This window comes from Amycolatopsis taiwanensis DSM 45107, from assembly GCF_000519205.1.
GTDB classification, from domain to species: Bacteria; Actinomycetota; Actinomycetes; order Mycobacteriales; family Pseudonocardiaceae; genus Amycolatopsis_E; species Amycolatopsis_E taiwanensis.
Genome location: NZ_JAFB01000045.1, coordinates 48,090 through 71,748 on the forward strand (window position 1 = coordinate 48,090; position 23,659 = coordinate 71,748).

At 69.4% G+C, this 23,659-nt stretch carries 21 protein-coding genes; 11 read left to right on the plus strand and 10 right to left on the minus strand.

Features of this window, described 5'->3' with window-relative positions; genetic code table 11:
- Positions 1–48: 48 nt before the first annotated feature.
- A complete protein-coding gene (locus A3CU_RS47470; protein WP_052372434.1) occupies positions 49–1,359 on the plus strand; it encodes an NAD(P)/FAD-dependent oxidoreductase in 1,311 nt (436 codons plus the stop codon).
- A gap of 1 nt (position 1,360) precedes the next feature.
- On the opposite strand, the gene A3CU_RS0130380 is transcribed toward A3CU_RS47470, so the two are convergent.
- Positions 1,361–3,073: a PucR family transcriptional regulator gene (locus A3CU_RS0130380; protein WP_156960635.1), complete on the minus strand. Its 1,713-nt coding sequence runs from the start codon at positions 3,071–3,073 to the stop codon at positions 1,361–1,363.
- A 234-nt stretch (positions 3,074–3,307) separates the two neighbouring features.
- On the opposite strand from A3CU_RS0130380, the gene dnaK reads away from it, so the two are divergent.
- The 7 genes from dnaK to A3CU_RS0130415 all read left to right on the plus strand — a co-directional run bounded on the left by dnaK (position 3,308) and on the right by A3CU_RS0130415 (position 11,395).
- Complete coding sequence (gene dnaK, locus A3CU_RS0130385) at positions 3,308–5,188, plus strand: molecular chaperone DnaK (protein WP_027945442.1); 1,881 nt, start codon at positions 3,308–3,310, stop codon at positions 5,186–5,188.
- 4 nt (positions 5,189–5,192) lie between these two features.
- Positions 5,193–5,669: a nucleotide exchange factor GrpE gene (locus A3CU_RS0130390; RefSeq protein WP_052372437.1), complete on the plus strand. Its 477-nt coding sequence runs from the start codon at positions 5,193–5,195 to the stop codon at positions 5,667–5,669.
- 7 nt (positions 5,670–5,676) lie between these two features.
- A complete protein-coding gene (locus A3CU_RS0130395; RefSeq protein WP_027945444.1) occupies positions 5,677–6,546 on the plus strand; it encodes a DnaJ C-terminal domain-containing protein in 870 nt (289 codons plus the stop codon).
- Positions 6,547–6,712: 166 nt separating this feature from the next.
- Positions 6,713–7,018 carry a chaperone modulator CbpM gene (locus tag A3CU_RS0130400; RefSeq protein WP_027945445.1) on the plus strand — a complete coding sequence of 102 codons (306 nt, stop codon included), beginning with the start codon at positions 6,713–6,715 and terminating at the stop codon, positions 7,016–7,018.
- On the plus strand, positions 7,000–9,606 hold the full coding sequence (clpB, locus tag A3CU_RS0130405) for an ATP-dependent chaperone ClpB (protein WP_027945446.1): 2,607 nt from the start codon (positions 7,000–7,002) through the stop codon (positions 9,604–9,606). Before A3CU_RS0130400 ends, clpB begins: the two co-directional genes overlap by 19 nt.
- A gap of 23 nt (positions 9,607–9,629) precedes the next feature.
- Positions 9,630–10,601 (plus strand): Dyp-type peroxidase, encoded by a 972-nt coding sequence (locus tag A3CU_RS0130410; RefSeq protein WP_027945447.1) that lies wholly within the window; start codon positions 9,630–9,632, stop codon positions 10,599–10,601.
- Positions 10,598–11,395 carry a family 1 encapsulin nanocompartment shell protein gene (locus tag A3CU_RS0130415; protein WP_027945448.1) on the plus strand — a complete coding sequence of 266 codons (798 nt, stop codon included), beginning with the start codon at positions 10,598–10,600 and terminating at the stop codon, positions 11,393–11,395. The genes A3CU_RS0130410 and A3CU_RS0130415 overlap by 4 nt, the downstream gene beginning before the upstream one ends.
- Here A3CU_RS0130415 and A3CU_RS0130420 read toward each other — a convergent pair.
- The 4 genes from A3CU_RS0130420 to A3CU_RS47475 all read right to left on the minus strand — a co-directional run bounded on the left by A3CU_RS0130420 (position 11,388) and on the right by A3CU_RS47475 (position 14,694).
- Positions 11,388–11,918 carry a hypothetical protein gene (locus tag A3CU_RS0130420; protein WP_156960636.1) on the minus strand — a complete coding sequence of 177 codons (531 nt, stop codon included), beginning with the start codon at positions 11,916–11,918 and terminating at the stop codon, positions 11,388–11,390. The two genes, A3CU_RS0130415 and A3CU_RS0130420, sit on opposite strands and share 8 nt — an antisense overlap.
- Positions 11,894–13,384, minus strand: a complete 1,491-nt coding sequence (locus A3CU_RS0130425; RefSeq protein WP_027945450.1) for a coiled-coil domain-containing protein — start codon at positions 13,382–13,384, stop codon at positions 11,894–11,896. Before A3CU_RS0130425 ends, A3CU_RS0130420 begins: the two co-directional genes overlap by 25 nt.
- Positions 13,381–14,061: a sensor domain-containing protein gene (locus A3CU_RS0130430; RefSeq protein WP_169739716.1), complete on the minus strand. Its 681-nt coding sequence runs from the start codon at positions 14,059–14,061 to the stop codon at positions 13,381–13,383. The genes A3CU_RS0130425 and A3CU_RS0130430 overlap by 4 nt, the downstream gene beginning before the upstream one ends.
- A 168-nt stretch (positions 14,062–14,229) precedes the next feature.
- Entirely contained in the window at positions 14,230–14,694 is a 465-nt protein-coding gene (locus A3CU_RS47475) for a type 1 periplasmic-binding domain-containing protein (RefSeq protein WP_245617420.1), read from the minus strand.
- 287 nt (positions 14,695–14,981) lie between these two features.
- On the opposite strand from A3CU_RS47475, the gene A3CU_RS47480 reads away from it, so the two are divergent.
- A complete protein-coding gene (locus tag A3CU_RS47480) occupies positions 14,982–15,581 on the plus strand; it encodes a GNAT family N-acetyltransferase (RefSeq protein ID WP_052372443.1) in 600 nt (199 codons plus the stop codon).
- Here A3CU_RS47480 and A3CU_RS0130445 read toward each other — a convergent pair.
- From A3CU_RS0130445 to A3CU_RS0130460, 4 genes are all read right to left on the minus strand, one after another.
- Positions 15,556–17,538: an ArnT family glycosyltransferase gene (locus tag A3CU_RS0130445; RefSeq protein ID WP_084143985.1), complete on the minus strand. Its 1,983-nt coding sequence runs from the start codon at positions 17,536–17,538 to the stop codon at positions 15,556–15,558. The two genes, A3CU_RS47480 and A3CU_RS0130445, sit on opposite strands and share 26 nt — an antisense overlap.
- Positions 17,539–17,629: 91 nt before the next feature.
- The gene (locus A3CU_RS0130450) at positions 17,630–18,871 is read right to left on the minus strand and encodes a bifunctional glycosyltransferase family 2/GtrA family protein (RefSeq protein WP_027945454.1); all 1,242 of its coding nucleotides are present in this window, start codon (positions 18,869–18,871) and stop codon (positions 17,630–17,632) included.
- 73 nt (positions 18,872–18,944) lie between these two features.
- A complete protein-coding gene (locus A3CU_RS0130455; RefSeq protein WP_052372439.1) occupies positions 18,945–20,471 on the minus strand; it encodes a sensor histidine kinase in 1,527 nt (508 codons plus the stop codon).
- Entirely contained in the window at positions 20,449–21,195 is a 747-nt protein-coding gene (locus A3CU_RS0130460) for a response regulator transcription factor (RefSeq protein ID WP_156960637.1), read from the minus strand. Before A3CU_RS0130460 ends, A3CU_RS0130455 begins: the two co-directional genes overlap by 23 nt.
- Before the next feature lie 179 nt (positions 21,196–21,374).
- Between A3CU_RS0130460 and A3CU_RS47485 the strand changes: the two genes are divergently transcribed.
- Positions 21,375–22,172: a hypothetical protein gene (locus A3CU_RS47485; protein ID WP_063628924.1), complete on the plus strand. Its 798-nt coding sequence runs from the start codon at positions 21,375–21,377 to the stop codon at positions 22,170–22,172.
- Here A3CU_RS47485 and A3CU_RS0130470 read toward each other — a convergent pair.
- The gene (locus A3CU_RS0130470) at positions 22,152–22,652 is read right to left on the minus strand and encodes a MarR family winged helix-turn-helix transcriptional regulator (protein ID WP_027945457.1); all 501 of its coding nucleotides are present in this window, start codon (positions 22,650–22,652) and stop codon (positions 22,152–22,154) included. The two genes, A3CU_RS47485 and A3CU_RS0130470, sit on opposite strands and share 21 nt — an antisense overlap.
- A gap of 143 nt (positions 22,653–22,795) precedes the next feature.
- On the opposite strand from A3CU_RS0130470, the gene A3CU_RS0130475 reads away from it, so the two are divergent.
- The gene (locus A3CU_RS0130475) at positions 22,796–23,656 is read left to right on the plus strand and encodes an SDR family oxidoreductase (protein ID WP_027945458.1); all 861 of its coding nucleotides are present in this window, start codon (positions 22,796–22,798) and stop codon (positions 23,654–23,656) included.
- Positions 23,657–23,659 lie beyond the last annotated feature (3 nt).

Sequence of the window (23,659 nt, forward strand, 5' to 3'; positions counted from 1 at the left end):
GACCGCGCCGGGTGGCCCGGGTCGCGGCGCCTGCCGCAGGCTGGGCGCATGGCTGCGCGAGTCCTGGTGATCGGTACCGGCTTCGCCGGTTTCTTCTGCCTGCGAACCCTGGCGCGACGGCTGCCCGCCGAGGCGGCCGAGCTGGTGGCGGTGAACCCGTCCGACTACATGCTGTACGTGCCGTTGCTGCCGGAGGTCGCGGGCGGAGTCCTCGACCCGAGGAACATCGCCGTGTCGCTCCGGACCGAACTGCCCCGGACCCGGCTGGTGCTGGGGGCCGCGACCGGCGTGGACGTCGGGAGCCGCACCTGCGGGATCGTCGATGCCGAGGGGCGTGAGCGGACCCTGGACTGGGACCGGCTCGTGGTCACCTGCGGTGCCGTCACCCGGTTGCTGTCGGTGCCGGGAGTCGAGGAACACGCCAGGGGATTCAAGAACATCGCCGAGGCACTCTACCTGCGGGACCACATTCTCGCGCAGGTCGAACTCGCGCCGCACGAGCAGGACCCGGTCGAGCGGATGGCGCGGACGACCGTGGTCGTCGTCGGTGCGGGCTACACCGGCAGCGAGCTCGCCGCGCAGATCGCGCTCCTGGCCAAGGAAGCGGTGCGCCACAACCCGGAGATGCGGGAAGACGAGATTCGCGTCCTCGTGCTCGACCTCGCCGACCGGATGCTGCCCGGCCTCGACCCGAGGCTGTCTGCGCCCGCCGAGCAGGCGTTGCGCAGCCACGGCATCGATGTGCGGCTCCGCACGACCGTCACGGAGGTGACACCGACATCCGTCCAGCTCTCCGACGGCCAGGAGATCGCCACGCGGACCGTGGTGTGGTGCGTCGGCGTGCGGCCCGACCCGCTGATCGACTCGATGGGACTGCCGACGCGGCAAGGGCGGCTCACCGTCGACGAGCACCTGCGGGTTCCCGGGTACGACGGCGTGTTCGCCGCCGGGGACGCCGCCGCAGTGCCCGATCCCGGGCGTCCGGGTGACATTACGCCGATGACCGCGCAACACGCGCAGCGGCAGGGCAAGGTCGCGGCCGAAGGTGTTGCCGCGTCGCTGGGGTTCGGTGAGTCCCGGCCGTACCGGCACCGGGATCTCGGTTTCGTCGTGGATCTCGGTGGCAGCAAGGCGGTCGCCGATCCGTTGCGCGTGCCGCTGTCCGGGTTCCCGGCGAAGGTGGTCACCCGCGGCTACCACCTGCTGGCGCTGCCGGCCGGCCGGTTGCGGGTCGCCACGGGCTGGCTCAACGAGGCCGTCTCGGACCGTCCGATCGTCCATTTCGGACTCGTGCCCGGCCGGGGCATGGCGGCGGGTGCGGTGGACGACGTGCGCCGGGCACAGTCGCGACCGGCCTGACTCACGCGCCGACGCGTGGCCCGTCACCGTGAAGGAGCTGCCAGGCCCGGGTGGCGATCTGGAGATTCAGGCGGGTGTCGACGTCGGACAGGTCGAACCCGCCGATCTCGCGGATGCGGGCCAGCCGGTAGCGCAGGGTGCTGCGGTGGATGACCAGCGAGTCGGCCGCGCGGTCGTAGTTGCCGCCGCACTCCAGGTATTCGAACAGGGTGCGGACGAGCTGGGCATGCCGCCGGTCGTCATAGTCCAGGAGCGGGCCGAGCCACTCGCGCATGAAGTCCTCGACACCGGCCCGGTTGTCGTGGACGCCGAGGATCCGGTAGACGCCCAGGTCTTCGAAGGTCGTCGCGCCGTACGGGGACGCCGACTCCTCGCGGACGGCCAACGCCTGCCTGGCTTCCGCGTAGGAACGGGGTACTTCGGCCGGGCGGGAGCATCGCCCGCCGACACCGATCGCTCCGGCCTCCGTCCCGAGCTGCGCCGCCAGCGCACCGTAGAGGGCGGGCACGTCGAGCGGCTCGGCGATGAGCAGGACCGCCACCCCGGCGTGCCGGGACACCAGGATCCTCCGCTCCCACGACCGGAAGGCGCGCCGCGCGGCCGACGCGACGGCCTCCTCTTCGCCCCGGCACCGCCACCGGACCGCGACGAGCCGGTGTGGGGCGTGCAGGTCGTGTCCGATCGCGGCGGCCCGGGCGAACGCGCTTTCGTCGTCGGTACCGGAGATGAGGTCCGCCACCAGATCCCGGTGCACGCGTAGCTCGACTTCGGCGAGGCTTCGCTGGTGGGCGAGTTCGAGCGCGAGGACCGTCGTCGCGTATTCGACCACGAAGGTTTCGTAGTCACCGGCGGAATGTTCGTCGTCGAGCAGTACGAGAACGCCGAGCACGTCGCCGCGTGGGCGCACGAGCGAGATGATCCTGCGATGCTCGCGCAACGGCCCGGCGTGTGCGATGAGCTTGGTGACGAAGGCCTGCCGCTGCGACGCGGCGGGCGGCTTGGGATAGTCGCCCGGCACGGGCAGGCCCGCCCACTGCCGCAGGTTTCCGAACGCGTCCTCGATCGCCACGGGCAGCCCGGTCAGGGTGTGGACGGCCCGCGCGATGCCGGCCTCCCCCTCGCCGGATGCGGACGCCCGGGTCAGCACCTCGTGCACGATCGTCCGTTGCTCCAGGCGGGAGATCGTGGTGGTCAGCTCGTCGTTGATACGCCGCAGTTCGGCGACGTGTTCGCGGTCGCCGCGGTGCAGCGAGGCGCTGGCCATCGCCGCCGCGACCTGCTGACACAGCGCCTCCATGAGGAACCGCTCGTCTGCCGAGGGGTCCGCGTCACACCGCAACACCAGATAACCCAGCTGCGAACCCATGCTGCGGAGCGGAAACCCCCACCGCCAGCCGCCGTCACCGGCGTCGAGCGCACCACCGGCCGGCCCGAGCCGGGCGACGCACGTGGCGAGCGACGGATTCGCCCCGTCGAAGGCCGGCGCGGGAAGCAGCCGGCCACCCGTGGCGAGGTAGCACGCCTCGACCTCACCGGGCACGACTTCCGGTGCCCACCGTGCCACCAGCCCCAGGATCTCGTCCTGGTCGTGGCTGCCGAACAGCCGCGAAGACAGGTGCATCAGGCGGTGGAAACCGGCGAGCGGGCCGGGGTGCACAGTGGACAGCGCTCCGCCGGGTCGGTGCGGTACTCGTTCTCCTCCGTCGACGGACACCCGATCACCTCCCGCGGGCAGCGTGAGCCGGTAAGGAAAAGCCTACGAGCGCTTGCGCTCGCCTGCCGGGTTTCCGGCCGCCGGTTCGCCCTGGCGGGCCGAGACGGTCGCGGCGGCCGGATTGGACTGTCGCGTGGGTACGGTGCCAACCCGGCCTCGCAGGCCGGAATTCCGGGCCGAATTTCCCTCCGTGGGGCGCAAGCCCGGCTGCGCCGGCCTTGAGAGGCTGGGTGAATGGCCAGGGCAGTAGGTATCGACCTGGGCACCACCAACTCCGTGATCGCCGCCTGGGAAGGCGGCGAAGCCCGGGTCGTGCCCAACAGCGAGGGAGCGCGCACCACGCCGTCCGTGGTCGCCTTCACCGAGCAGGGCGAACGGCTGGTCGGCCAGCTCGCCCGCCGCCAGGCGATTCTCAACCCCAAGGGCACGATCTACTCGTCAAAGCGGTTCATCGGCCGGCGGTTCGACGAAATCGGCGACGAAGCGAAGGCGGTCGCCTTCGACGTGGTGGCCGACGAGCAGGGGAACGCGCGGTTCGACGTGCGTGGCAAGCGTTATGCCCCCGAGGAGATCAGTGCGCAGGTGCTGCGCAAGCTCGCCGACGACGCCGGCAAGCAACTCGGCGAGCGCGTTACCCAAGCAGTGATCACGGTTCCCGCCTACTTCAACGACGCGCAACGCACGGCGACGAAGGACGCGGGCCGGATCGCGGGTCTGGAAGTGCTGCGCATCATCAACGAACCGACCGCGGCCGCACTGGCGTACGGGCTGGACAAACACGGACACGAGACCGTGCTGGTGTTCGACCTCGGCGGCGGCACCTTCGACGTCAGCGTGCTCGACGTCGGTGACGGCGTGGTCGAGGTGCGGGCCACCTCCGGCGACGGCCACCTCGGCGGGGACGACTTCGACCGCCGGCTCGTCGACTTCCTGGCCGACGAGTTCCAGCGCGAGCAGGGGATCGACCTGCGCAAGGATCCCCAGGCGCTGCAACGGCTCTTCGAAGCCGCGGAAAAGGCGAAGGTGGAGCTGAGCTCGGTCAGCCAGACCCAGGTGAACCTGCCGTTCATCACCGCGGACGCGGCGGGCCCGAAGCACCTGACCACGACCGTGATGCGGTCGAAGTTCGAGCAGCTCACCGACGACCTGGTGCAGCGCTGCCTGGCCCCGGTCAAGCAGGCCATGAGCGACGCCAAGGTCGCCGACGCCGACCTCGACGAGGTCATCCTGGTCGGCGGGGCCACCCGGATGCCGGCCGTGCAGACCCTGGTGCGGCGGCTGACCGGGGGCAAGGACCCGAACATGAGCGTCAACCCGGACGAGGTCGTGGCGATCGGCGCGGCGGTGCAGGCCGGGGTGCTCAAGGGCGAGGTCTCCGACGTCCTGTTGCTCGACGTGACACCGCTTTCGCTGGGCGTGGAGACTCGCGGCGGGGTGATGACCAAGATCATCGAGCGGAACACCACGATTCCGGCACGCCGCAGCGAGGTCTTCTCGACCGCGGAGGACAGCCAGACCGCGGTGGACGTCGTGGTGCTGCAGGGCGAACGCGAACGCGCCGCGGACAACCGGGTACTCGGCCGGTTCCGGCTGGAGAACATCCGGACCGCGCCCCGCGGCGAGCCGCAGATCGAGGTCACCTTCGACATCGACGCCAACGGGATTCTCAACGTCACCGCCCGCGACCGGGACACCGGCGCCGAACAGGGCATCACCATCAGCGAAAGCTCCAATTTGGACACCGGCGAGGTGGACCGGATGGTGGCCGAGGCCGAGCGCAACCGCGCCCAGGACCGTGAGCTGCGGGTGGCCGTGGACGCGCGCAACGAACTGGACTCGACCGCCTACCAGGTGGAGCGCCGGCTGACCGAACTCGGTGACGCCGCACCCCCGCACGAACGGTCGCGCGCCGAACTGCTCGTGACGGACGCGCGGGAGGCCGTCAAGTCGGAGGCGCCGCTGGACCGCGTGCGGTCGCTGACCTCGGAACTGCAGCAGGTCTACCACGGCCTCGCCGCACACCAGGGCGTGGCGGGCGGGCAGGCGCCACCGTCGCAGGAGGGCGGCGGCGACGGCGGCGACGACGTTGTCGACGCGGAGTTCGACCGGAGTTGACCCCATGGCCGAAGAACCCGCGATCGCCCGGGAGGACGCTGACACCGGCGGAGGCGCAGATGCCGCCGAGTTGGAGGACCGCTGGCGCCGTGCGGTGGCCGACCTGGACAACCTGCGCAAGCGGTTCGCCCGGGAGTTGAGCCGCGAACGGCTTGCCGAGCGCAACAGCATATTGCGGGCCTGGCTTCCGGTGGTGGACAACCTCGAACGCGCGCTGGCCCACGCCGGTGAAGACGCCAGCCCCGTCGTGGGCGGTGTTCGGGCCGTGCGGGACCAGGCCGTGGATCTCCTGGCGCAGCTGGGCTACCCGCGCCAGGACCAGACGGGTGTGCCGTTCGACCCGCACCGCCACGAGGTGGTCGAGGTGGTCGCCGATGCCCGATACGCCGACGGCACCGTGGTGCGGGTGGTTCGCCCGGGCTACGGCGAGGGCGAAACCCAACTGCGCCCGGCGGCCGTCGCGGTGAACCGGCGGGGGTGATCGCGGCGTGGCGGCCGACTTCTACGCGGCGCTCGGCGTCTCGCGCGATGCGTCCACTGAAGACATTCAGCGTGCGTACCGCACGCTCGCTCGGCGCTACCACCCGGACGTGAACTCCGATCCGGCGGCGGAGGACCGGTTCAAGGAGGTCAGCGAGGCGTACGAGGTGCTGTCCGATCCCGAGACCCGGGCCCGCTACGACCGCTTCGGGCCCGATTTCCGCCAGATTCCGGAGGATGTGGCCGCCGCCAGGGCGGGCGCCGGTGCCCGGACCGTCCACTTCGGAGATGACGTCGGGATCGACTTCGAGGACCTGTTCGGCGGCCTCTTCGGCGCCGGGGGCCGGATGCCCGGCGCCGACCAGGAGGCCGAACTGGTGCTCAGCGTCGAAGAGGCGTATCGCGGCGGTAACCGGCACGTGAGCATCTCGGGCCGGGGCGGCCGCGAGTACGACGTGACGATCCCGCCCGGTGTGACCGACGGCCAGCGCATCCGGCTGCCCGGCCAGGGCGGCCGGAGCCGGGGCGGGCCCGCGGGCGACCTCTACCTCCGGGTGCGGATCGCGCCCCATCCCCGGTACCGGCTCGACGGCCGGGACATCCACATCCTGCTGCCGCTGACGCCGTGGGAAGCGGCGCTCGGCGCGAGCGTCCCGGTGACGACACCGGGCGGCGAGGTGAAGGTCCGGGTCCCGCCGGGAACTTCCAGCGGCCGCCGGTTGCGGCTGCGCGGCGAGGGGATGCCGAACCCCCGGGGTACCCCCGGTGACCTCTACGCCGAGGCTCGTATCCGCGTGCCGCCGCAGCCCGGCCGCCGCGAGCGGGAACTGTTCGAAGAGCTGGCCGCGGTGTCGAACTTCGATCCACGGAGGACGTGATGAGTAGTGTGTCCGGTCGCGGCAATCAGCGTGACTACTGCGCGCGCGCCCCGAAGGCCCGCTATCGGGGCGGCGGGGCGCCTATGCCGAAGAACGTGACTCGATCTCGGATGGAGCGCCCCGTCGACACGATGGCGGTCGCGCGCAAACTCGCGGAGAAACAGTCATGAGCTTCCCGTTGGCCGCGCCGGTGCGGCTGCGCCTGGACACCGTCGCCCGGCGCTGCGGCATGCACCCGGATCTGCTGCGCCGGCTGGTCGCGTTGAGCGTCCTCGACGCCGAACGGGACGCTTCCGGAGAGCTCTGGTTCGCGCCGCGCGTGGTCGTCACGATCGGGCGGGTCCAGCGGCTCAGGGCCGGACTCGGGCTCAACTACGCGGGCATCGCGGTGGTGCTGGAGCTACTCGACCGCATCCAGGAGCTGGAAACCGAGCTGAGGAGGAGGCGCCCGCCATGGACGCCAACCGGCTGACCGAGAAGTCACAGGAGGCGCTGCGGGAGGCGCAGTCCGTCGCCACCCGCCTTGGACACTCCGAAGTGGACGGAGACCATCTGCTGTTCGCGTTGCTGAGCCAGGACGGGCTGGTGCCGCGGCTGGTCGAGCGGGCCGGGGTGGACCTGGGTGCCCTGCGCTCGGCGGTCGAGCGAAAGCTGGCCCGGCGGCCGAAGGTGTCCGGCCCCGGCGCCCAGCCGGGGCAGGTGCTCGTCAGCCAGCGGGTCGCGCAGATCCTCGACGCGGCCGAGCGGGAAGCCAAGCGGCTCAAGGACGAATACGTTTCCGTCGAGCACCTGATGCTGGCGCTGATCGACCAGGACAGCTTCCTGCCGCGGCACGGCGTGACCCGGGACGGGTTCCTGACCGCGCTGACCAGCGTGCGCGGCCACCAGCGGGTTACCTCCGCGACGCCGGAGGGTGCTTACGAAGCACTCGAAAAGTACGGGCGCGATCTTGTCGTCGAAGCTCGTGCGGGCCGGCTCGACCCGGTGATCGGGCGCGACGCGGAGATCCGCCGGGTGATCCAGATTCTCAGCCGTAAGACCAAGAACAACCCGGTGCTGATCGGTGACCCCGGGGTCGGCAAGACCGCGATCGTGGAGGGGCTCGCGCAGCGGATCGTCCACGGCGACGTGCCGGAGGGCCTGCGGGACAGGACGATCTTCGCCCTGGACATGGGCTCGCTGGTCGCGGGCGCGAAGTACCGGGGCGAGTTCGAGGAGCGGCTGAAGGCCGTGCTCGGCGAGGTCAAGGCGGCCGAGGGGCGCATCCTGCTGTTCGTCGACGAACTGCACACGGTGGTCGGCGCGGGCGCGGCCGAGGGCGCGATGGACGCGGGCAACATGCTCAAGCCGATGCTCGCCCGCGGCGAACTGCACATGATCGGTGCCACGACGCTCGACGAGTACCGCAAACACGTGGAATCCGACGCTGCGCTCGAACGCCGGTTCCAGATGGTGCTGGTGGACGAGCCGGACGTGGAGGACACCATCTCCATCCTCCGTGGCCTGCGCGAGCGCCTGGAGGTCTTCCACGGCGTGAAGATCACCGATGGTGCCCTGGTCGCCGCCGCCACGCTGTCCCATCGCTACATCACCGACCGGTTCCTGCCGGACAAGGCCATCGACCTGGTCGACGAGGCGTGCGCGCGGCTGCGCACCGAGATCGACTCGATGCCCGCCGAACTCGACGAGATCACCCGCCGGGTGACCCGCCTGGAGATCGAGGAAGCCGCGCTGGCCAAGGAAACCGACGAGTCGAGCAAGCTCCGGCTGGACCAGCTGCGCGGCGAACTGACCGGTCTGCGGGCCGAGGCGGACGCGATGCGGGCGCAGTGGGAGGCCGAGCGCCGGGCGATCCGGCGGGTCCAGGAGCTGCGCCAGGATCTGGAACGCGTGCGGCACGAGGCCGAGGAGGCCGAACGAACTTATGACCTGAACCGGGCCGCCGAACTGCGCTACGGCGAGCTCGCCGAACTCGAACGCCGGCTGGCCGCCGAGGAACAGCGGCTGACCGCCAAACAAGGGGAGCGGCGGCTGCTGCACGAGGTGGTCACCGACGAGGAGATCGCCGAGATAGTGGCGGCCTGGACCGGCATTCCCGTGTCGCGGTTGCGCGAAGGCGAACGCGAGAAGCTGTTGCGGCTGGACGAAATCCTGCGGGAGCGGGTCATCGGCCAGGACGAGGCCGTCACGGTCGTCGCCGATGCGATCATCCGGGCCCGCTCGGGCATCCGGGACCCGCGCCGGCCGATCGGATCGTTCGTGTTCCTCGGCCCGACCGGGGTCGGCAAGACCGAACTGGCCAAAACCCTGGCGGCCGCTCTCTTCGACACCGAGGAGAGCATGGTCCGGCTGGACATGAGCGAATACCAGGAACGGCACACGGTTTCCCGGCTCGTCGGCGCGCCGCCCGGCTACGTCGGCTATGAAGAGGGCGGGCAGTTGACCGAAGCGGTACGCCGGAAGCCGTATTCGGTCGTGCTCTTCGACGAGATCGAAAAGGCCCACGCCGACGTGTTCAACACGCTGCTGCAGGTGCTCGACGACGGGAGGATAACCGACTCCCAGGGGCACGTGGTCAACTTCCGCAACACGGTGATCATCATGACCTCGAACATCGGCTCGGAGTACCTGCTGGAAGGCGCGACCGTCGACGGTGAGATCAAGCCGGAGGCCCGGGACCGGGTGATGATGGAGCTGCGCCGGCACTTCCGGCCCGAGTTCCTCAACCGCATCGACGACGTGGTGCTGTTCCAGCCGCTCACCCAGGCGCAACTGGAACGGATCGTCGACCTCCAGTTCGACGAGCTGCGTTCGCGGCTGGCCGAGCGGCGGATCTCCGTCGAGCTGACCGAACCGGCGCGCCGGCTGATCGCGGAACGCGGTTACGACCCCGTCTACGGCGCGCGCCCGTTGCGCCGCTACATCTCTCACGACATCGAGACCCGCATCGGCCGCGCCCTCATCCGCGGCGAGGTAACAGATGGACAGGTCGTCCACATCGATGCCGCGGACGACGAAATCACCATCGACTACCGCGACGCCGCGGGGGTGACCTCCTGAACGGCCCGGAACCGCAGCCGGTCTTGACCGGGCTGACGGTGGCGGCGATCTTTTTGCTGGTCACCGTCGACGACGGGGGCGAAGAGACGGTACGTGACCTGCTGGCCGATGTCGGTGGTCTGAATCGTTCCGTGGGGTTTCGCGTTCCCGATGGCCGGCTCACCTGCGTCGTCGGGATCGGCGCGAAGCTGTTCGACCGGATGTTTCCCGCGCCCCGCCCGGCCGAGCTGCATCCCTTTCGCGCGATCGACGGCGAGGTGCACACGGCCGTCGCGACACCCGGTGACCTGCTCTTCCACCTTCGCGCGGCCACCATGGACCTGTGTTTCGAATTGGCCGACCACCTGATCAGCCGGCTCGCGGGCGTGGCGACGGTGGTCGACGAGGTGCACGGGTTCCGGTATTTCGACGAGCGGGACCTGATGGGCTTCGTCGACGGCACGGAGAACCCGACCGGGCGCGCGGCCGGGGAGGCGGTCTTCATCGGCGCGGAGGACCCGGATTTCGCCGGTGGCAGCTACGTCGTCGTGCAGAAATACGTGCACGACCTTCAGGCGTGGAACGCGCTCCCGGTCGAGGAACAGGAGCGTGTCATCGGGCGCACCAAGCTGTCCGATATCGAAATGCCCGACGACGTCAAGCCCGCAAATTCACACGTCGCGTTGACCACGATCGTCGACGAGAACGGTGAAGAGCGGCAGATCGTTCGCGACAACATGCCGTTCGGGCAGATCTCGAACGGTGAGCGCGGCACCTATTTCATCGGTTACGCGGCCAGCGCGTCGGTGATCGAGCGGATGCTGGAGAACATGTTCGTCGGGGACCCGCCCGGCAACACCGACCGCATCCTGGAGTTCTCGACGGCGGTCACCGGCTGCCTGTTTTTCGTGCCCAGCCAAGACTTCCTGGACGACCCGCCACCGGGCCCGGCGGCCGGGGCCGCGGATCGCTCGTTGCGTATCGGCAGCCTCAAGGAGCGGAGGAGTACGTCATGAACAACCTCTATCGCGAACTCGCTCCCATTTCGGCCGCCGCGTGGACGGACCTCGAAGCGGAAGCGAGCCGCTCGTTCACCGAGCACGTCGCCGGCCGTCGCGTCGTGGACGTCGTCGGCCCGAGTGGCCTTACGTTGTCGGCGATCGGCACCGGGCACGTGCACGATCTCGAATCGCCGGAGGAGGGGGTACGCGCCCGGCGCCGCGCGGTCGCGACCGTGATCGAACTTCGGGTGCCGTTCGTGGTGAGCCGGCAGGCGGTCGACGATGTCGAACGTGGTGCGAAGGACGCAGACTGGCAGCCGGTCAAGGACGCCGCCAAGAAGCTCGCCTTCACCGAGGACCGGATCATGGCCGACGGCCTGCCTTCCGCCGGCATCACCGGGATCCGCCCGGCCGCGCCCAGCACGGTGTCCCTGCCGCCGAACCCGTCCGCCTATCCGACCGCGGTCGCGCAGGCGATGAGCGCGCTCAGACTGGACGGCGTCGGTGGGAACTATGCCCTGCTGCTGCCTGCCACGACCTACATCACCCTCGACGAGACGACCGAGCACGGTTACCCGATCCGTCAGCACGTCGCTCGTGTCCTGGGCAAGGACGGCCAGATCGTGTGGGCGCCGGCGCTGTCGGCCGCGCTCCTGGTCTCGACTCGCGGCGGCGACTACGAGCTGCATCTCGGGCAGGACGTCTCGGTCGGCTACCTGTCGCACGACGCGACCACGGTGCAGCTGTATCTGGAGGAAACGTTCACGTTCCTGGTGAGCACCGCCGAGGCCGCGGTCGCGTTCAGCTGACCCCGCCGGAGAACCGCGAGATGAGGTCCTGTTGCAGGGCCAAGGCTCGCCGGCATTGCTCGTTTTCCCGTTCCCGCTCGATGGTCACCCGGCCGGTGAGCTGGGACATGACGATCGCCTCGTAACACGAGGACAGCACTTCCAGCACCTCGTCGGGCTCGAAGTCCCCGGTCACGCTCTCGACCAGGCCGAGGGTGGCCATGGTGAGCGGGCCGCAGCCGGGTCGCATCGGCAGCCCCTGGACGGCGTCGAGGGCGTCGGTGAAGCGCGCGAGGTAAGCCTCCGCCAGCCGCCACTCGGGTGCGGAGGCCCGGCAGTCCCGGGTGGCCGAGGTGACCAGTTCGACCACGGGGGGCGGGCAGAACTCGGCGAACGGGACGGCGAACAGTTCGACGGTGCCCTCGATCGCACCGGTGGCGAGCTCGGCGAGCTGCACTCGTGACAGGCGCCGGACCTCGTCGGCACGGGCGTCGATGACCTGGTCCCACAGCAGCACGCTTATCGGTTCCTCGGTTGTTCCCACAGCTGGATGTTCGGGTAGTCCAGGGCCCGCCCGGCACAGTCCTGGCGGTCCGGCCCGCAGGCCGGGCGCGAGGCCGCGATGATGCCGTCCCCGACCTCCTCGCCTTCGTCTATGGCATTGAACAGGATCTGCTCCGCGTCCGTGTCGACCTCCCGGTTGAGGTCGGTGGCGAAGACCCGGCGGTATCCCAGCTGCGCCGCCAGGTCCCGCATCGCCTTGTTCGTACCGTTCTGGTTCACCGAGTAGACCAGATCGCCGCCGAGTTGGCCGGTAGCGACCGTGATGTACCGGTCGCGCGACGCCGGGACCGTGTCGTGCAAGGCCTTGGCGTCGTCCAGAAGCTTACGAGGGCTGACCGTCGCGGTGGTGGGTGTCCCACCGGAGACTAGGTTGCAGTCGGCGCCGCAGTTGGTGGTGGGGGCGGTGACCGGTTTGCCCGGCACGGTCACGACTTCGTCGATGATGATCTGCTCGCCGTCCCGGGTGGCGACGGCCGGCCCGCCGGTCCGGACGGCGTCGTCGAAACCCTTCTGCCCCGGCGTGATGCCGGTGGTGGGAGACGGGACCACGAGCGCCCGGTAACGACCGGTGGGCTTGCGGACCAGGCCGTCGTAGGTGCGGGTCACGTGGAGGGTGGTCGAGGCCGACGGCGGAAGGTTGCGGACTGCTCCGGGGGTCAGCCTGGCCCAGACCGGCCGCTTGTCCACCTCGACACCGTTGGCCTTGCCGTAGGCATCGAGCGCCTCGTTCTGCCGCACGCGGGAGACGGGGTCGCCGCCGTCACCGGCGACCTGCCGCGGTTGTTGCGCGAGCGCGGGTGTGGGACGGCCCTGGTCGCCGCCGGGCGCCGGGGCGGCGCGCGGCACGCCGGCCGTCGAGTCCAGCGCCGCGGCGAGGCTTTGCAGCAACTGCTGGCACTCGGCCGCGAGTTGCAGGCCCTCCTGGTTGAAGGCCGCGACCTGGGCGCGTTGCTGTTGCTCCTCCGCGTCGAGCTGAGACCCTTCGTTGTCCAGCTGCGACTTCTCGCTCTGCAGCTGTGCGCCCTCGGCGTCGAGCTGAGCCTTCTCCGAGTTCAGTTCCGCGGCCTCGGCGTCGTATGCCGCGGACTGACCGGCCTGCTGAGGCAGCTGGAACACATGCGGCTCGGCGTTGTGGGCAGCGATCCGCTGGTTGAGCGAATCGACGTTCGCCGAGTGCGCGCTCGTCCGCCCGTCCAGCGCTTCGACGGCCTCGTCGTGCGTGGCTACCTTGTCGTTGTGCCCGTCGATCTGCGTTTCCAGGTCGGCCTTGCGCTGGTCGTGCGCGGCGACCTTCTGCTCCTCGGCCTGGATCTGCGCGGCGAGGCCGGCGAACGGGTCCCCGCCCTGGGCCAGTGCGACCGGTGCGGGACCGCCCAGGAGCAGCGCCAGCACGGCCACCAGCAGGAGCGTGGCGAGCCGCGCGAGCAGCCGACGGCCGGCCGTCATGGGTTCACCTTGGCGGCGAAGCGTTCCATGATGGTCTGCGCCGCCTGCTTGCCGTTGCCTGCCTGGCACACCGACACCTCCAGCAGCGCTGTTTCCTTCTGGCGGGCCTCGCGGAAGCACGCCCACCCGTCACCGGCGTCCTCGGTTGCCGTCCACGCCACCGAGTCCGCGGCCGTGCCTTCCACCGCGTAGGTCCACTTGGCCGAGCTGTGGTCCTGGTTGGTGCGAACCGCCTCGGGACACTGCGACAGTCCGTCGGTGAGCGTGCGGAACGCGGCCTGCGTTGTGTCCTGGTCCGGGTAAACGCCCAGCACCTGGGTCACCACGTGCTCGGCCGTCGAGTCCTGATAGGACGTTGCGCCGAAGCGCTGCCAGCCCCGCGCGTACACCGCTTCGGTTGCCGGGCCGACGGCCGCCGCACAGGTGGGTGGGTCCGAGGTCAGTGCGGCGGGCGGCTCACTCACGCTGTCGGCCGACGCCAGGGGAGCGCCGACGAGCGCGCTGACCTCGTCCAACGTGAGGAAGGTTGCCGCGACGGTGCCCTGCACCACGCCGCCCACGGCGGGGTGGCCGCCGACCGGGCTGGTGCATGCCGAAGTCAGAGCGAGCGACGCGACCACCAACACCGAAAAGCCCGGCCTCACACGGGTCGAGGCGTCGCTGTCTCTGACTGACACGAGACTCAGTGTAGGGCTACGAACACGCACAGACGTTGACATTGCACAGATTCGTGCGACTTCAGGCGGTGCGTTGAAAGCGCTATCTGAGTTCGACGGCCTCCCGGCCGGTGAGGCCGCCGTGGCAATGTCGATCGGTAGATCGCGCGTCGTTTGCAAACATGGCCTTCAACGCCGCGGGCTCGGCTGTCGGCCGGTGGCTTCGGGCCCTTCGTGGTCGATGAGGATGGTTCGCGTGATTTCCCAGGCTGTTCCGTTCGCGTGGGCGCCACGAAGCCCGTCGAAGGTGTCGACCCCACCTGCGCTGATGAGCGCCGGATCGGCGAGGGCGGCCGTGGCGACCGTGCGCCTGCCGGACCAGTTCGTGTCGCGGACCAGGCGCCGGCCCATGCCGATCCACCCCGGCGGGGTGCCGGTGACGATCCAGGCGTCGGGTGCCGGACCGGTGAACCGGCGGGCCTGCCGAAGCCAGGATGCCGCGGACTCCGGCCAGGTGACCGTGTCCAGGACCTGGCCACCGCGCTCGGTCCAGGCTTCGGCGATCCGTGCCGCGTTGCTCAGCGATACGTCATCGGTCGCGCTGCCGATCACGACGCTGTCCGCTCGCAAGCCGCCGAGCAGTCGCAGGACCATGTCGATTTCCGGCTCGGTGCAGGCAGTTGGTCCTCGGGAGGGGGTCGGGGGGCTTGCCCCCAGGCGGGGTCTGGGGGTTGCACCCCCGGACGACACGGGCGGCAATGGGTGGCGGGGCAGCGGCGACGCCGTCCGGGCAGGGATTCTTCCGATCACACCGGGCAAACGACCCAGCGGCCGTGAACGTGAGATCCCGAGCGTTGCAGGGCCTGCCCGGCTCGGGCGAGCAACCAGAGCCATGGGGAAATTGAGTGGCCCTCTCGCGGGCGTGTTGCTTGGCTTGGCCGGTGATCAGCTCCGACGTCTTCCGGGACCAACCGATTCTGACCGGTGCCCGCATCAGGCTGGAACCCTTGGGCAGCCGGCATTTCGAAGGCATCTGGCCGATGTTTGGCGAACCGGAAAGCATGCGTCTGACCGGCACTCACCGGCAGTTCACCGAGGACGAGATCCGCCGATGGCTCGCCACCCGGCAGGATCATCACGACCGGGCCGACTGGGCGATCGTGCGTCCGGAGGACAACATGGTTCTCGGCGAGGTGGTCCTGAGTGAGCTCGACGAGCACAACGCTTCCGTGAGCTTCCGAATCTCCCTTGTCGGCCCGCACGTCTTCGGACGCGGCTACGGCACCGAAGCGACCCGTTTGGCCGTGGACTACGCCTTCGACGTCGCCGGCCTGCACCGCGTCCATCTCGAGGTCTACGACTTCAATCCCCGCGCCCAGCGCGTCTACGAGAAATGCGGGTTCGTTCGCGAAGGCCTGCACCGAGAGGCCCTGTACTGGGACGGCCGGTGGTATCACTGCATCACCATGGCGATCTTGCCCACTGATCCCCGGCCGTCCCGGCCCAGGCCCGCCGTCAGGAACCCGAAAGCGGCTTTGTGAGGTCGTAGACGGTGGCGTTGCCGACCATCATCGGGACGAAGTTGGACTGCACCCACGAGGAGATCGACTCCGGGCCGTCGTGGCCGGATCCAGCGCTGAGGCCGATACCGCTCATGCCGCCGGACACGTAGTAGGCGACCTCACCTTGGGCCACGTACTGCTTGAACTGGGCCAGTGTCGGCGCCGGATCACCACCGAAGCCGCCGATCGCGATCACCCACTTGTCCGAGTTCAGCGCCAGGCCCGCGGCCGAATTCGAACCGTCGGCGGCCGCCGCCCACCTGGTCGTGGTCGCCTTGAGCAGCGCGATGAGTTCGCTGTTCGAGCCGAGTTCGCCGCCCGGGCCGCCGCCCACGACAATGTCGCCGGGACCGCCCGGGCCGCCGCCCTGCGCAATGCCGCCGGGACCCATGAGAACGCCGCCGGCGGGAACGTCCGGGCCGCCACTTTCCGGGCCGGAGGCCGCGGCCGCGCTGGTGTGTCCGACGCCGGCGGTTGCCACGGCATACGCCGACGTTCCGAGCATTCCGGCGAGCACGCCGGCGATCGCCAGGACGAGGCCGGCCTGCCTGATCCGGTCGAGCCCGCACAGCAGGCCGCCGACCACCAGGGCGGTCAACAGCAGGATCAGGTACCTCAGCCAGGGTTGCCACGACGAATCCCGGTCGAGCAGGAGGAAGGTCCAGACCCCGGTCGTCGCGGACATCAAGGCGAGGGTGACGCGGGCGGAGAAGTTGTGGTGGCCCCGCCACAACTGCACCGTGCCGATCCCGATCAGTCCGGCGATCCCCGGGGCGAGTGCCACCGTGTAATAGTTGTGGATGATGCCGCTCATGTAGCTGAACACCAGTCCGGTGACGACCGTCCAGCCGCCCCACAGCAGCAGCGCGGCGCGGGTGCGGTCGGTACGCGGGAAGAACCGGGTGAACCACAGCCCGGCGACGAGCGCGATCAGCGCGGTGGGCAGCAACCAGGAGATCTCCTGGCCGAACGTCTCGCTGAACATCCGGGTGATGCCGGGGTCGCCACCGAAACCCAGCACGACTTTGCCGGGGGCATCGGGAGTGGGACCAGTACCGACCAGACCGCCGCCGCCGGGATTGCCTTCGTCGCCGAAGATCCGGCCCAGCCCGTTGTAGCCGAGGGCGAGGTCGAGCGCGCTGTTGTCGGTCGAGCCGCCGATGTACGGCCTGCTCGACGCGGGCCAGAGCGCGACGACCGCGATGTACCAGCCCGCCGACACGGCGACCGTGGCCGCGGCGGCGAGCAGGTGCAGCAGACGCTTTCCCAGCCCGGTCGGCGCGGCCCACAGGTACACCAGCGCGAAGGCCGGAAGCACCAGGAACGCCTGCAGCATCTTCGTGATGAAGCCGAAACCGATCGCGACGCCGGCGAGTACCAGCCATCGCAGGCCGGCCCGGTCGAGCGCGCGCACCGTGCCATACGCGCCAAGGGTCAGCAGGAACACCAGCAGCGCGTCCGGGTTGTTGAACTTGAACATCAGCGCCGCGACCGGGGTCAGCGCGAGCACGGCACCGGCCAGCAGCCCCGCGGCCGGGCCATTGGTACGCCGGACCGTCAGATAGACCAGGCCGACCGAGCCGACCCCGCACAGCGCGTTCGGGGCGAGCATGCTCCAACTGGAGAAGCCGAAGATCCGGCCGAAGACCGCCATCAGCCAGATCGCGGCCGGCGGCTTGTCGACGGTGATGACGTTGCCCGGGTCGAGCGAGCCGAAGAACAGGGCTTCCCAGTTCTTGGTGCCGGCCTGCACGGCCATGGCGTAGAAGTCGTTGGCGTAGCCGGACGCGCTGAGGTTCCAGAAGTAGAGCCCGGCGGTCGCCAGCAGCAGTACCGCCACGGCGGGCCGGACCCACCGTGGCTTGTCCGCCGCGCCGGTGGCTGCGACAGGGCCTGCCCCCGATCCGGCCTGGGGCAGCACGGACGCAGTCGTCATACGAATTTCTCCTTTTTCTTGCGAGAGGGTCATTCACAAGTCCGCGTTCGTCGATCGCGCGTCTTTGAACGACACAGCCGGTGTCCCGCGTTTATCGGCTCTTGCGGAAGACCCAGTTGCGGAAGAGCAGGAACCGCAACAACGTGGCGGCCAGGTTCGCCAGGACCAGGACCACCAGTTCGGTGAGCCGGCCCGCCCCGGTGGTCGAGTGCAGCAAGGCCAACGAGCCGCTGGTGAGGGCGAGCCCGAGACCGACCACGATCAGGCCCTCGAACTGGTGCCGCCCCGCACCCTGCGCGCCGCGGATCCCGAAGGTGAACCGGCGGTTGGCGGCCGTGTTGGCGATTGCGGTCCCGCCCAGGGCGAGGGCATTGGCCAGCTGGGCGCCCATTCCCGTGCGCAGCAAGGAAAACAGCACCAGATAGGCGAGCGTGCTGCCCACGCCGATCACGGTGAACCGCACCAGTTGTGTGGCCAGTTTCGGCGGTACCCCCGGGGTGGACACGCCGGCCGGCTTCCGCCCCAGTTGCGCCGGGATTTCGCGCAGCGGCAGGGTTCCCTTGGCGAATGCCCGGAGCATGCGGGCCACGCCCTTCAGGTCGGCGGTGGCGGTGGCGATGATGTCGACGGAGGAGTCGGGGTCGTCGACCCAGTCCACGGGGACCTCGTGCGTGCGTAGCCCGGCCCGCTGGGCCAGGACGAGCAGTTCCGTGTCGAAGAACCAGCCGGTGTCCTCCACCAGAGGCAGCAGTTTCCTGGCCACATCGGCGCGGATCGCCTTGAACCCGCATTGCGCGTCGGAGAATTTCGCCGCCAGCGTGCCACGCAGGATCAGGTTGTAGCACCGGGAGATCAACTCCCGCTTCCGTCCGCGGACCACGCGTGCGCCCCGGGCCAGCCGCGACCCGATCGCCAAATCGGAATGCCCGGAAATCAACGGCGCCACCAGGGGAAGCAGCGCCGCGAGATCGGTGGACAGGTCGACGTCCAGATAGACCAGGACCTGCGCGTCCGAGCTGGACCACACCGCGTTCAGTGCGCGGCCCCGGCCCTTCTGGTCGAGATGGTGGACGTCCACCTCGGGGATCTCGTCGGCCAGCCGCCGGGCGATGGTCAGCGTGCGGTCGGTGCTGGCGTTGTCCGCGATCGTGATGCGGTACCGGTACGGGACGGCGTCACGTAGATACGCATGCAGCCGGTCGACACATGGTGCGAGGTCTTTCTCCTCGTTGTAGACGGGGATGACCACGTCGAGAACGGGGGTCGAGCCGTCTTCGGGTTCGGGTGAGCGGGGCCGCGGCGCTGCGGGAGACGCGTCTGCGGAGGTCGTCATGCCACTACGGTGGCGTGCGCACTTGTGATCACCTTGTGGCTCGGCTGTGCGGAGCCTGTGAAGGGGTTCCCGGTCATGCCAGGGAAGACAAAAGGAATCGCACCGTGAACTCGGTTTCACCGGGTTCGCTTCGCACGCTCACCTGGCCGCCGTGCGCGCTCACCACGGCGGCCACGATGGCCAGGCCGAGGCCGGTGCTGCCGGCCGCCCGCGAACGTGAGCTGTCGCCCCGGGCGAATCGTTCGAACACCTCGGGCAACGCGTCTTGCGGGATCCCGGGTCCGTTGTCGCGCACCGTCAAGGTGACTCGGCCCCGCTCGGCGGACAGCTTGGTGGTGACCACGGTTTTGGGCGGGGTGTGCATGCGGGCGTTGTTCAGTAAGTTGATCACGACCTGGTGCAGCTGATCGGCGTCACCGACCACGGTGATCGGCTCGGCGGGGACGTCGAGCAACCACCGGTGGTGCGGACTGAAGACGTGAGCGTCGGCGACGGCGTCGGTGACCAGCCGGGAGAGATCCACCGGTTCGTACACCTGGTGCCGGCCAGCGTCCAGCCGTGCGAGCAACAACAGATCTTCGACCAAAGTGGTCATTCGTGCCGACTCGGCTTCGACCCGGCCCAACGCAAACGCGATGTCCGGTGGCACGGAATCCCGGCGGCGGCGGGTCAACTCGGCGTAACCACGGATCGCGGCCAGCGGGGTCCGCAACTCGTGGCTCGCGTCCGCGACGAACTGGCGGACCCGGCTCTCGCTCGCCTGCCGGGCCGCGAGCGCCGCGGCGACGTTCCCGAGCATCCGGCCGAAGGCGGAGCCGAGCTTGCCGACCTCCGTCCTGGCGTCGGTGTCCGCCTCGGCGACCTGGACGCCAAGCGCCACGTCGCCCTTGTCCAGCCGCAGTTCGGACACCTGGGCCGCGGTCCGGGCCAGCCGCTCCAGGGGTTGCATCGTGCGGCGGACCGTCACCGCGCCGACCGCCCCGGCGAGCGTCAGCCCGGCCAGCGCGACGCCGCCGAGCACGAAGCCGAGCCGCCACAAGGTGTTCGACACGTCGGCCAGCGGCAGGCCGGTGATGGCGACCTCGCCGTCCCGGTTCTCGATCGCGACCACCCGGTACTCACCCAGTGCCGGTCCGAGGTCACGGGTGTACTTGTGACCGTCCCTCGGGACCTGGACGAGCACCGCGATCTGGGCCGGCGATATCGGCTGGACCGGGGGCTGGCCGGGGCCCAGCGGCTCGCCGGAGTTCACCGCGAGCACGCCCACCGTCGTTGTGCCGTTGGGCGTGATGTGCATGGCCAGCGTGCCGACGCCCTGTCCGAACGCTCGCAGCGCGTCGGGCGGCGGCGAGGTTCCGGGCAGGAGTTCGACGGGACCACGCGGCGGTGGGTTCTGACCGCGCTCGCTGGCCGCGGAAAGCTGGTCGTCGACCTTGTGCAGGAGGAATTCGCTCAGGGCGACCTCGGTGGCCACGCCGACGACCAGGCACACCACCGCGGCCAGCAGGATGAGCTGCGTGGTCAGCTTTCCACGCAGCGACGAGGGGAAGAAACGTCGTGGAAGAGTGGGCAATGTGTTACGTCGCCGGCTTGAGGACATACCCCGCGCCGCGCATCGTGTGAATCATCGGTTTCCTACCCGCGTCTATTTTCTTCCGCAGGTATGAAACATAGAGTTCCACGATGTTGGCCTGCCCGCCGAAGTCGTAACTCCACACCCGGTCCAGAATCTGCGCCTTGGACAGCACGCGCTTGGGGTTGCGCATCAGAAAGCGGAGCAACTCGAATTCGGTCGCGGTGAGCGAGATCGGCTCGCCGCCGCGGTGCACCTCACGGCTGTCCTCGTCCATGGTCAGATCGCCGACGACCAGCGCCGAGCGATCGTGGGCCGATGTCACCGCCGAGCGGCGCAGCAACGCCCGCATCCGGAGCACGACCTCCTCCAGGCTGAACGGCTTGGTCACGTAGTCGTCGCCACCGGCGGTGAGGCCGGCGATCCGGTCCTCGACCGCGTCCCGCGCGGTGAGGAACAGCACCGGCAGGGTGGGCGATTCGGCCCGCAGCTTGCTGATCACCTCGAGGCCGGACATGTCCGGCAGCATCACGTCCAGCACGACCGCGTCCGGCCGGAACTCGCGCGCGAAGCGGATCGCGTCGACGCTGTTGCCCGCGCTGCGGATCTCCCAGCCCTCCATGCGCAGCGCGAGCGACATGAGTTCGGCCAGCGACGGCTCGTCGTCGACGACGAGCACCCGCACCGGGGAGCCGTCGGCACGCCGCAGATCGGCCTTAGCGCGCGGGGAGCCGGCGTTTGTCGGGATCACGAAGGTCATGTTCGAGGCCGCGGATAGGTGTCTGCTGTGTACTTGCTGTGCGTTCGCTGAGAACCACCGATCGCACAGCGTGGTCCCACCTCGCACACAGCTCGCGCACAGAGAACTCCTCGAACCTGGGCGGCGTAAGTGGCGCCAGACGCCCTGGTGAAGGATCAGGAGAGGACCCGATGAGCACCGAGCCGACGACCACCGCGTTGCCGCAGGCCCAGCCCGCCTGGGGGGACCGGCAGCCACCCCCGCCGAAGTGGTCCGGCAGGAAAACCGCTGTCGGTGCGGCGGTGGCCGTCGCGATCATCGCCGTCGGCGGGGTCGCGATCTATGCGGGCAGGTCGTGGAGCAACAGCCAGCAGAACGCTCCCGGTGGTCCCGTTCGTATGGGTGGCAGCCCGATGGGCGAGTCTCCGATCATGCCTGATGCATTGCACGGCGACTTCACGGTTTCGGAGAACGGAAGCTATGTCACCGAACGCCTGCAGACCGGCACGGTGAGCGCGCTGAGCGCCACGTCGATCACGGTGAAGAGCGCCGACGACTACACGCAGACGTACACAATGGACTCGACTACGGAGAAGCCGGGAAACCTGGCGACCGGGTCGACGGCCACCGTGATCGCGAAGGTCTCCGGTGACACCGCGACTGCCCTCAGCATCACCGAACCCGGCAAGCCGCAGCAGGGCGGTGGTCAGCTGCGCCCGGGCGGCGGCCCGGCCGGCGGGCCTGACGGGCCTGGCGGTATGCCCGGCCAAGGCACCCAACTTTTCGCCCGCCAACTGACCCGAAACCAGGTGCCAGCCGTCGCGAACCGGGAACTCGCCTACCTGATCCGGGAACTCGCCCGCCCCAGCCGGGGACACGCCAGATTCCCGGCGTGTCCCCGGTTCAGGCGCACGAGTTCCGGGTTCAGGCGCACGAGTTCCGGGCTGGGGACATGGTTCACCTTGCGCTCAGCCGTTGTCCCCGGCTGAGGCGTCGTCGGAAGTTTCGACCGCTTGCTGGTAGGCGTGCAGGGTGTCGATGACCATCTGGCGTTCGGCGGGCGTCAGGGGTTCGAGTGCCCGCTGCCACGCGGTGGCGCCGCGCGCCAGCCAGTCGTGAATCGCGGTCCGGTTGGGCTCGGCGATGCTGACGATCCGGCGGCGCCGGTCGTTGTCGTCCTCGCGTCGCTCCAGGATGTCCTTGCGACTGAGTTCGCTGACCATCAGGCTGACCGTCGTCGGCGCGACCTCCAGGCGGGCGGCCAGTTCGTTCACCGTCATCGGCCCGTCGAACAGCAGGTAGGACAGCAGGGACAGATGCCTTGGGCCCAAGGCCAGTGACTGGAGTTCCGGGGGGACCGGCAGTCGTTTGACCCGTCCGATCATGCGGGGCATGAGCAGCAGCAACGCCCGTACCGCGTCGTCGACGTCCAGGCCCGTGCCGCCCTGGTTCCGGTGTTTGGTTGACATGTGCCACCTCAGCCGTATATACCTTTGTCAACAAAGCTAATTTGCTTGCAAAGCTTACGTCGTGGCGATAGTACCGATCACGACCGCGCGGCTTGCTCGGTCCCGGGTAGCCGCAGCGACGTCTGTTCGTCTGAGGGAGAAACATGACCATCCTTGTCACCGGAGCCGGCGGCAACATCGGCAGCTGCGTCGTCGCCAAGCTGGCCAATGCTGGACATCCGGTGCGCGGCACGGCCCGGGACACCACGGCGTTGCGGGTGCCGGCGGGCGTCGAGGCCGTCGAACTGGACATCACTCGTCCGCGCGACGTCGGGCAAGCACTCAGCAACGTTGACGCGGTATTCCTCTATCCCGTACGCGGCAACGCGGACGAGTTCCTTGCCTCCGCCCGTGAGGCCGGCGTTCAGTACGTCGTCTTGTTGTCCTCGCCCGCGGCCTACGAATCAGGCGAGTACGACCGTCCCATCGGGCTTGCCCATCGTGCGATGGAGCGGTCACTGGAAAACTCGGGCCTGCCCCACACTGTCTTGTATCCCAGTTGGCTGGCCACCAACGCCCGTCGAGACTGGGGCGAGCAGATCCGCAACACGGGCCGGGTCGGCATCGCCTATCCCGACGCGCAGGTCAATCCCATCCATATCGACGACGTCGCCGAAGTCGCAGTGCGACTGCTCACCGAGGAACGGCATCGCGGCAGGATGCAGGTGCTGACCGGGCCGGAATCGTTGCGGTTGCGCGATATCGTCGGCCTCCTCGGCAAAGCGCTCGGCAAGGCCATACCGGTCGACGAGCTGAGTCATGAGCAGGCATTGGCGCAACGCCCGTCCTGGATGCCCGAGGAGATCCTGGAAACGCTGCTGGACGTCACCGCCGCGGCCGTCGGTGTCCCCGCGCCCGTCACCAACACCGTAGAACGCGTCACGGGACATGCCTCTCGCGCGTTCACGGATTGGGCGCGTGCGCATCGCGCCGACTTCGATCCGAGCGAATCCGAGCACCACTGACCA

Coding starts and splice junctions, on each gene's coding strand:
- A3CU_RS47470 (WP_052372434.1), top strand. CDS start 49: ATGGCTGCGCGAGTCCTGGTGATCGGTACCGGCTTCGCCGGTTTCTTC.
- dnaK (WP_027945442.1), top strand. CDS start 3,308: ATGGCCAGGGCAGTAGGTATCGACCTGGGCACCACCAACTCCGTGATC.
- A3CU_RS0130390 (WP_052372437.1), top strand. CDS start 5,193: ATGGCCGAAGAACCCGCGATCGCCCGGGAGGACGCTGACACCGGCGGA.
- A3CU_RS0130400 (WP_027945445.1), top strand. CDS start 6,713: ATGAGCTTCCCGTTGGCCGCGCCGGTGCGGCTGCGCCTGGACACCGTC.
- clpB (WP_027945446.1), top strand. CDS start 7,000: ATGGACGCCAACCGGCTGACCGAGAAGTCACAGGAGGCGCTGCGGGAG.
- A3CU_RS0130415 (WP_027945448.1), top strand. CDS start 10,598: ATGAACAACCTCTATCGCGAACTCGCTCCCATTTCGGCCGCCGCGTGG.
- A3CU_RS0130425 (WP_027945450.1), bottom strand. CDS start 13,384: ATGACGGCCGGCCGTCGGCTGCTCGCGCGGCTCGCCACGCTCCTGCTG.
- A3CU_RS47475 (WP_245617420.1), bottom strand. CDS start 14,694: ATGGTCCTGCGACTGCTCGGCGGCTTGCGAGCGGACAGCGTCGTGATC.
- A3CU_RS0130445 (WP_084143985.1), bottom strand. CDS start 17,538: ATGACGACTGCGTCCGTGCTGCCCCAGGCCGGATCGGGGGCAGGCCCT.
- A3CU_RS0130450 (WP_027945454.1), bottom strand. CDS start 18,871: ATGACGACCTCCGCAGACGCGTCTCCCGCAGCGCCGCGGCCCCGCTCA.
- A3CU_RS0130455 (WP_052372439.1), bottom strand. CDS start 20,471: ATGTCCTCAAGCCGGCGACGTAACACATTGCCCACTCTTCCACGACGT.
- A3CU_RS47485 (WP_063628924.1), top strand. CDS start 21,375: ATGAGCACCGAGCCGACGACCACCGCGTTGCCGCAGGCCCAGCCCGCC.
- A3CU_RS0130470 (WP_027945457.1), bottom strand. CDS start 22,652: ATGTCAACCAAACACCGGAACCAGGGCGGCACGGGCCTGGACGTCGAC.
- A3CU_RS0130475 (WP_027945458.1), top strand. CDS start 22,796: ATGACCATCCTTGTCACCGGAGCCGGCGGCAACATCGGCAGCTGCGTC.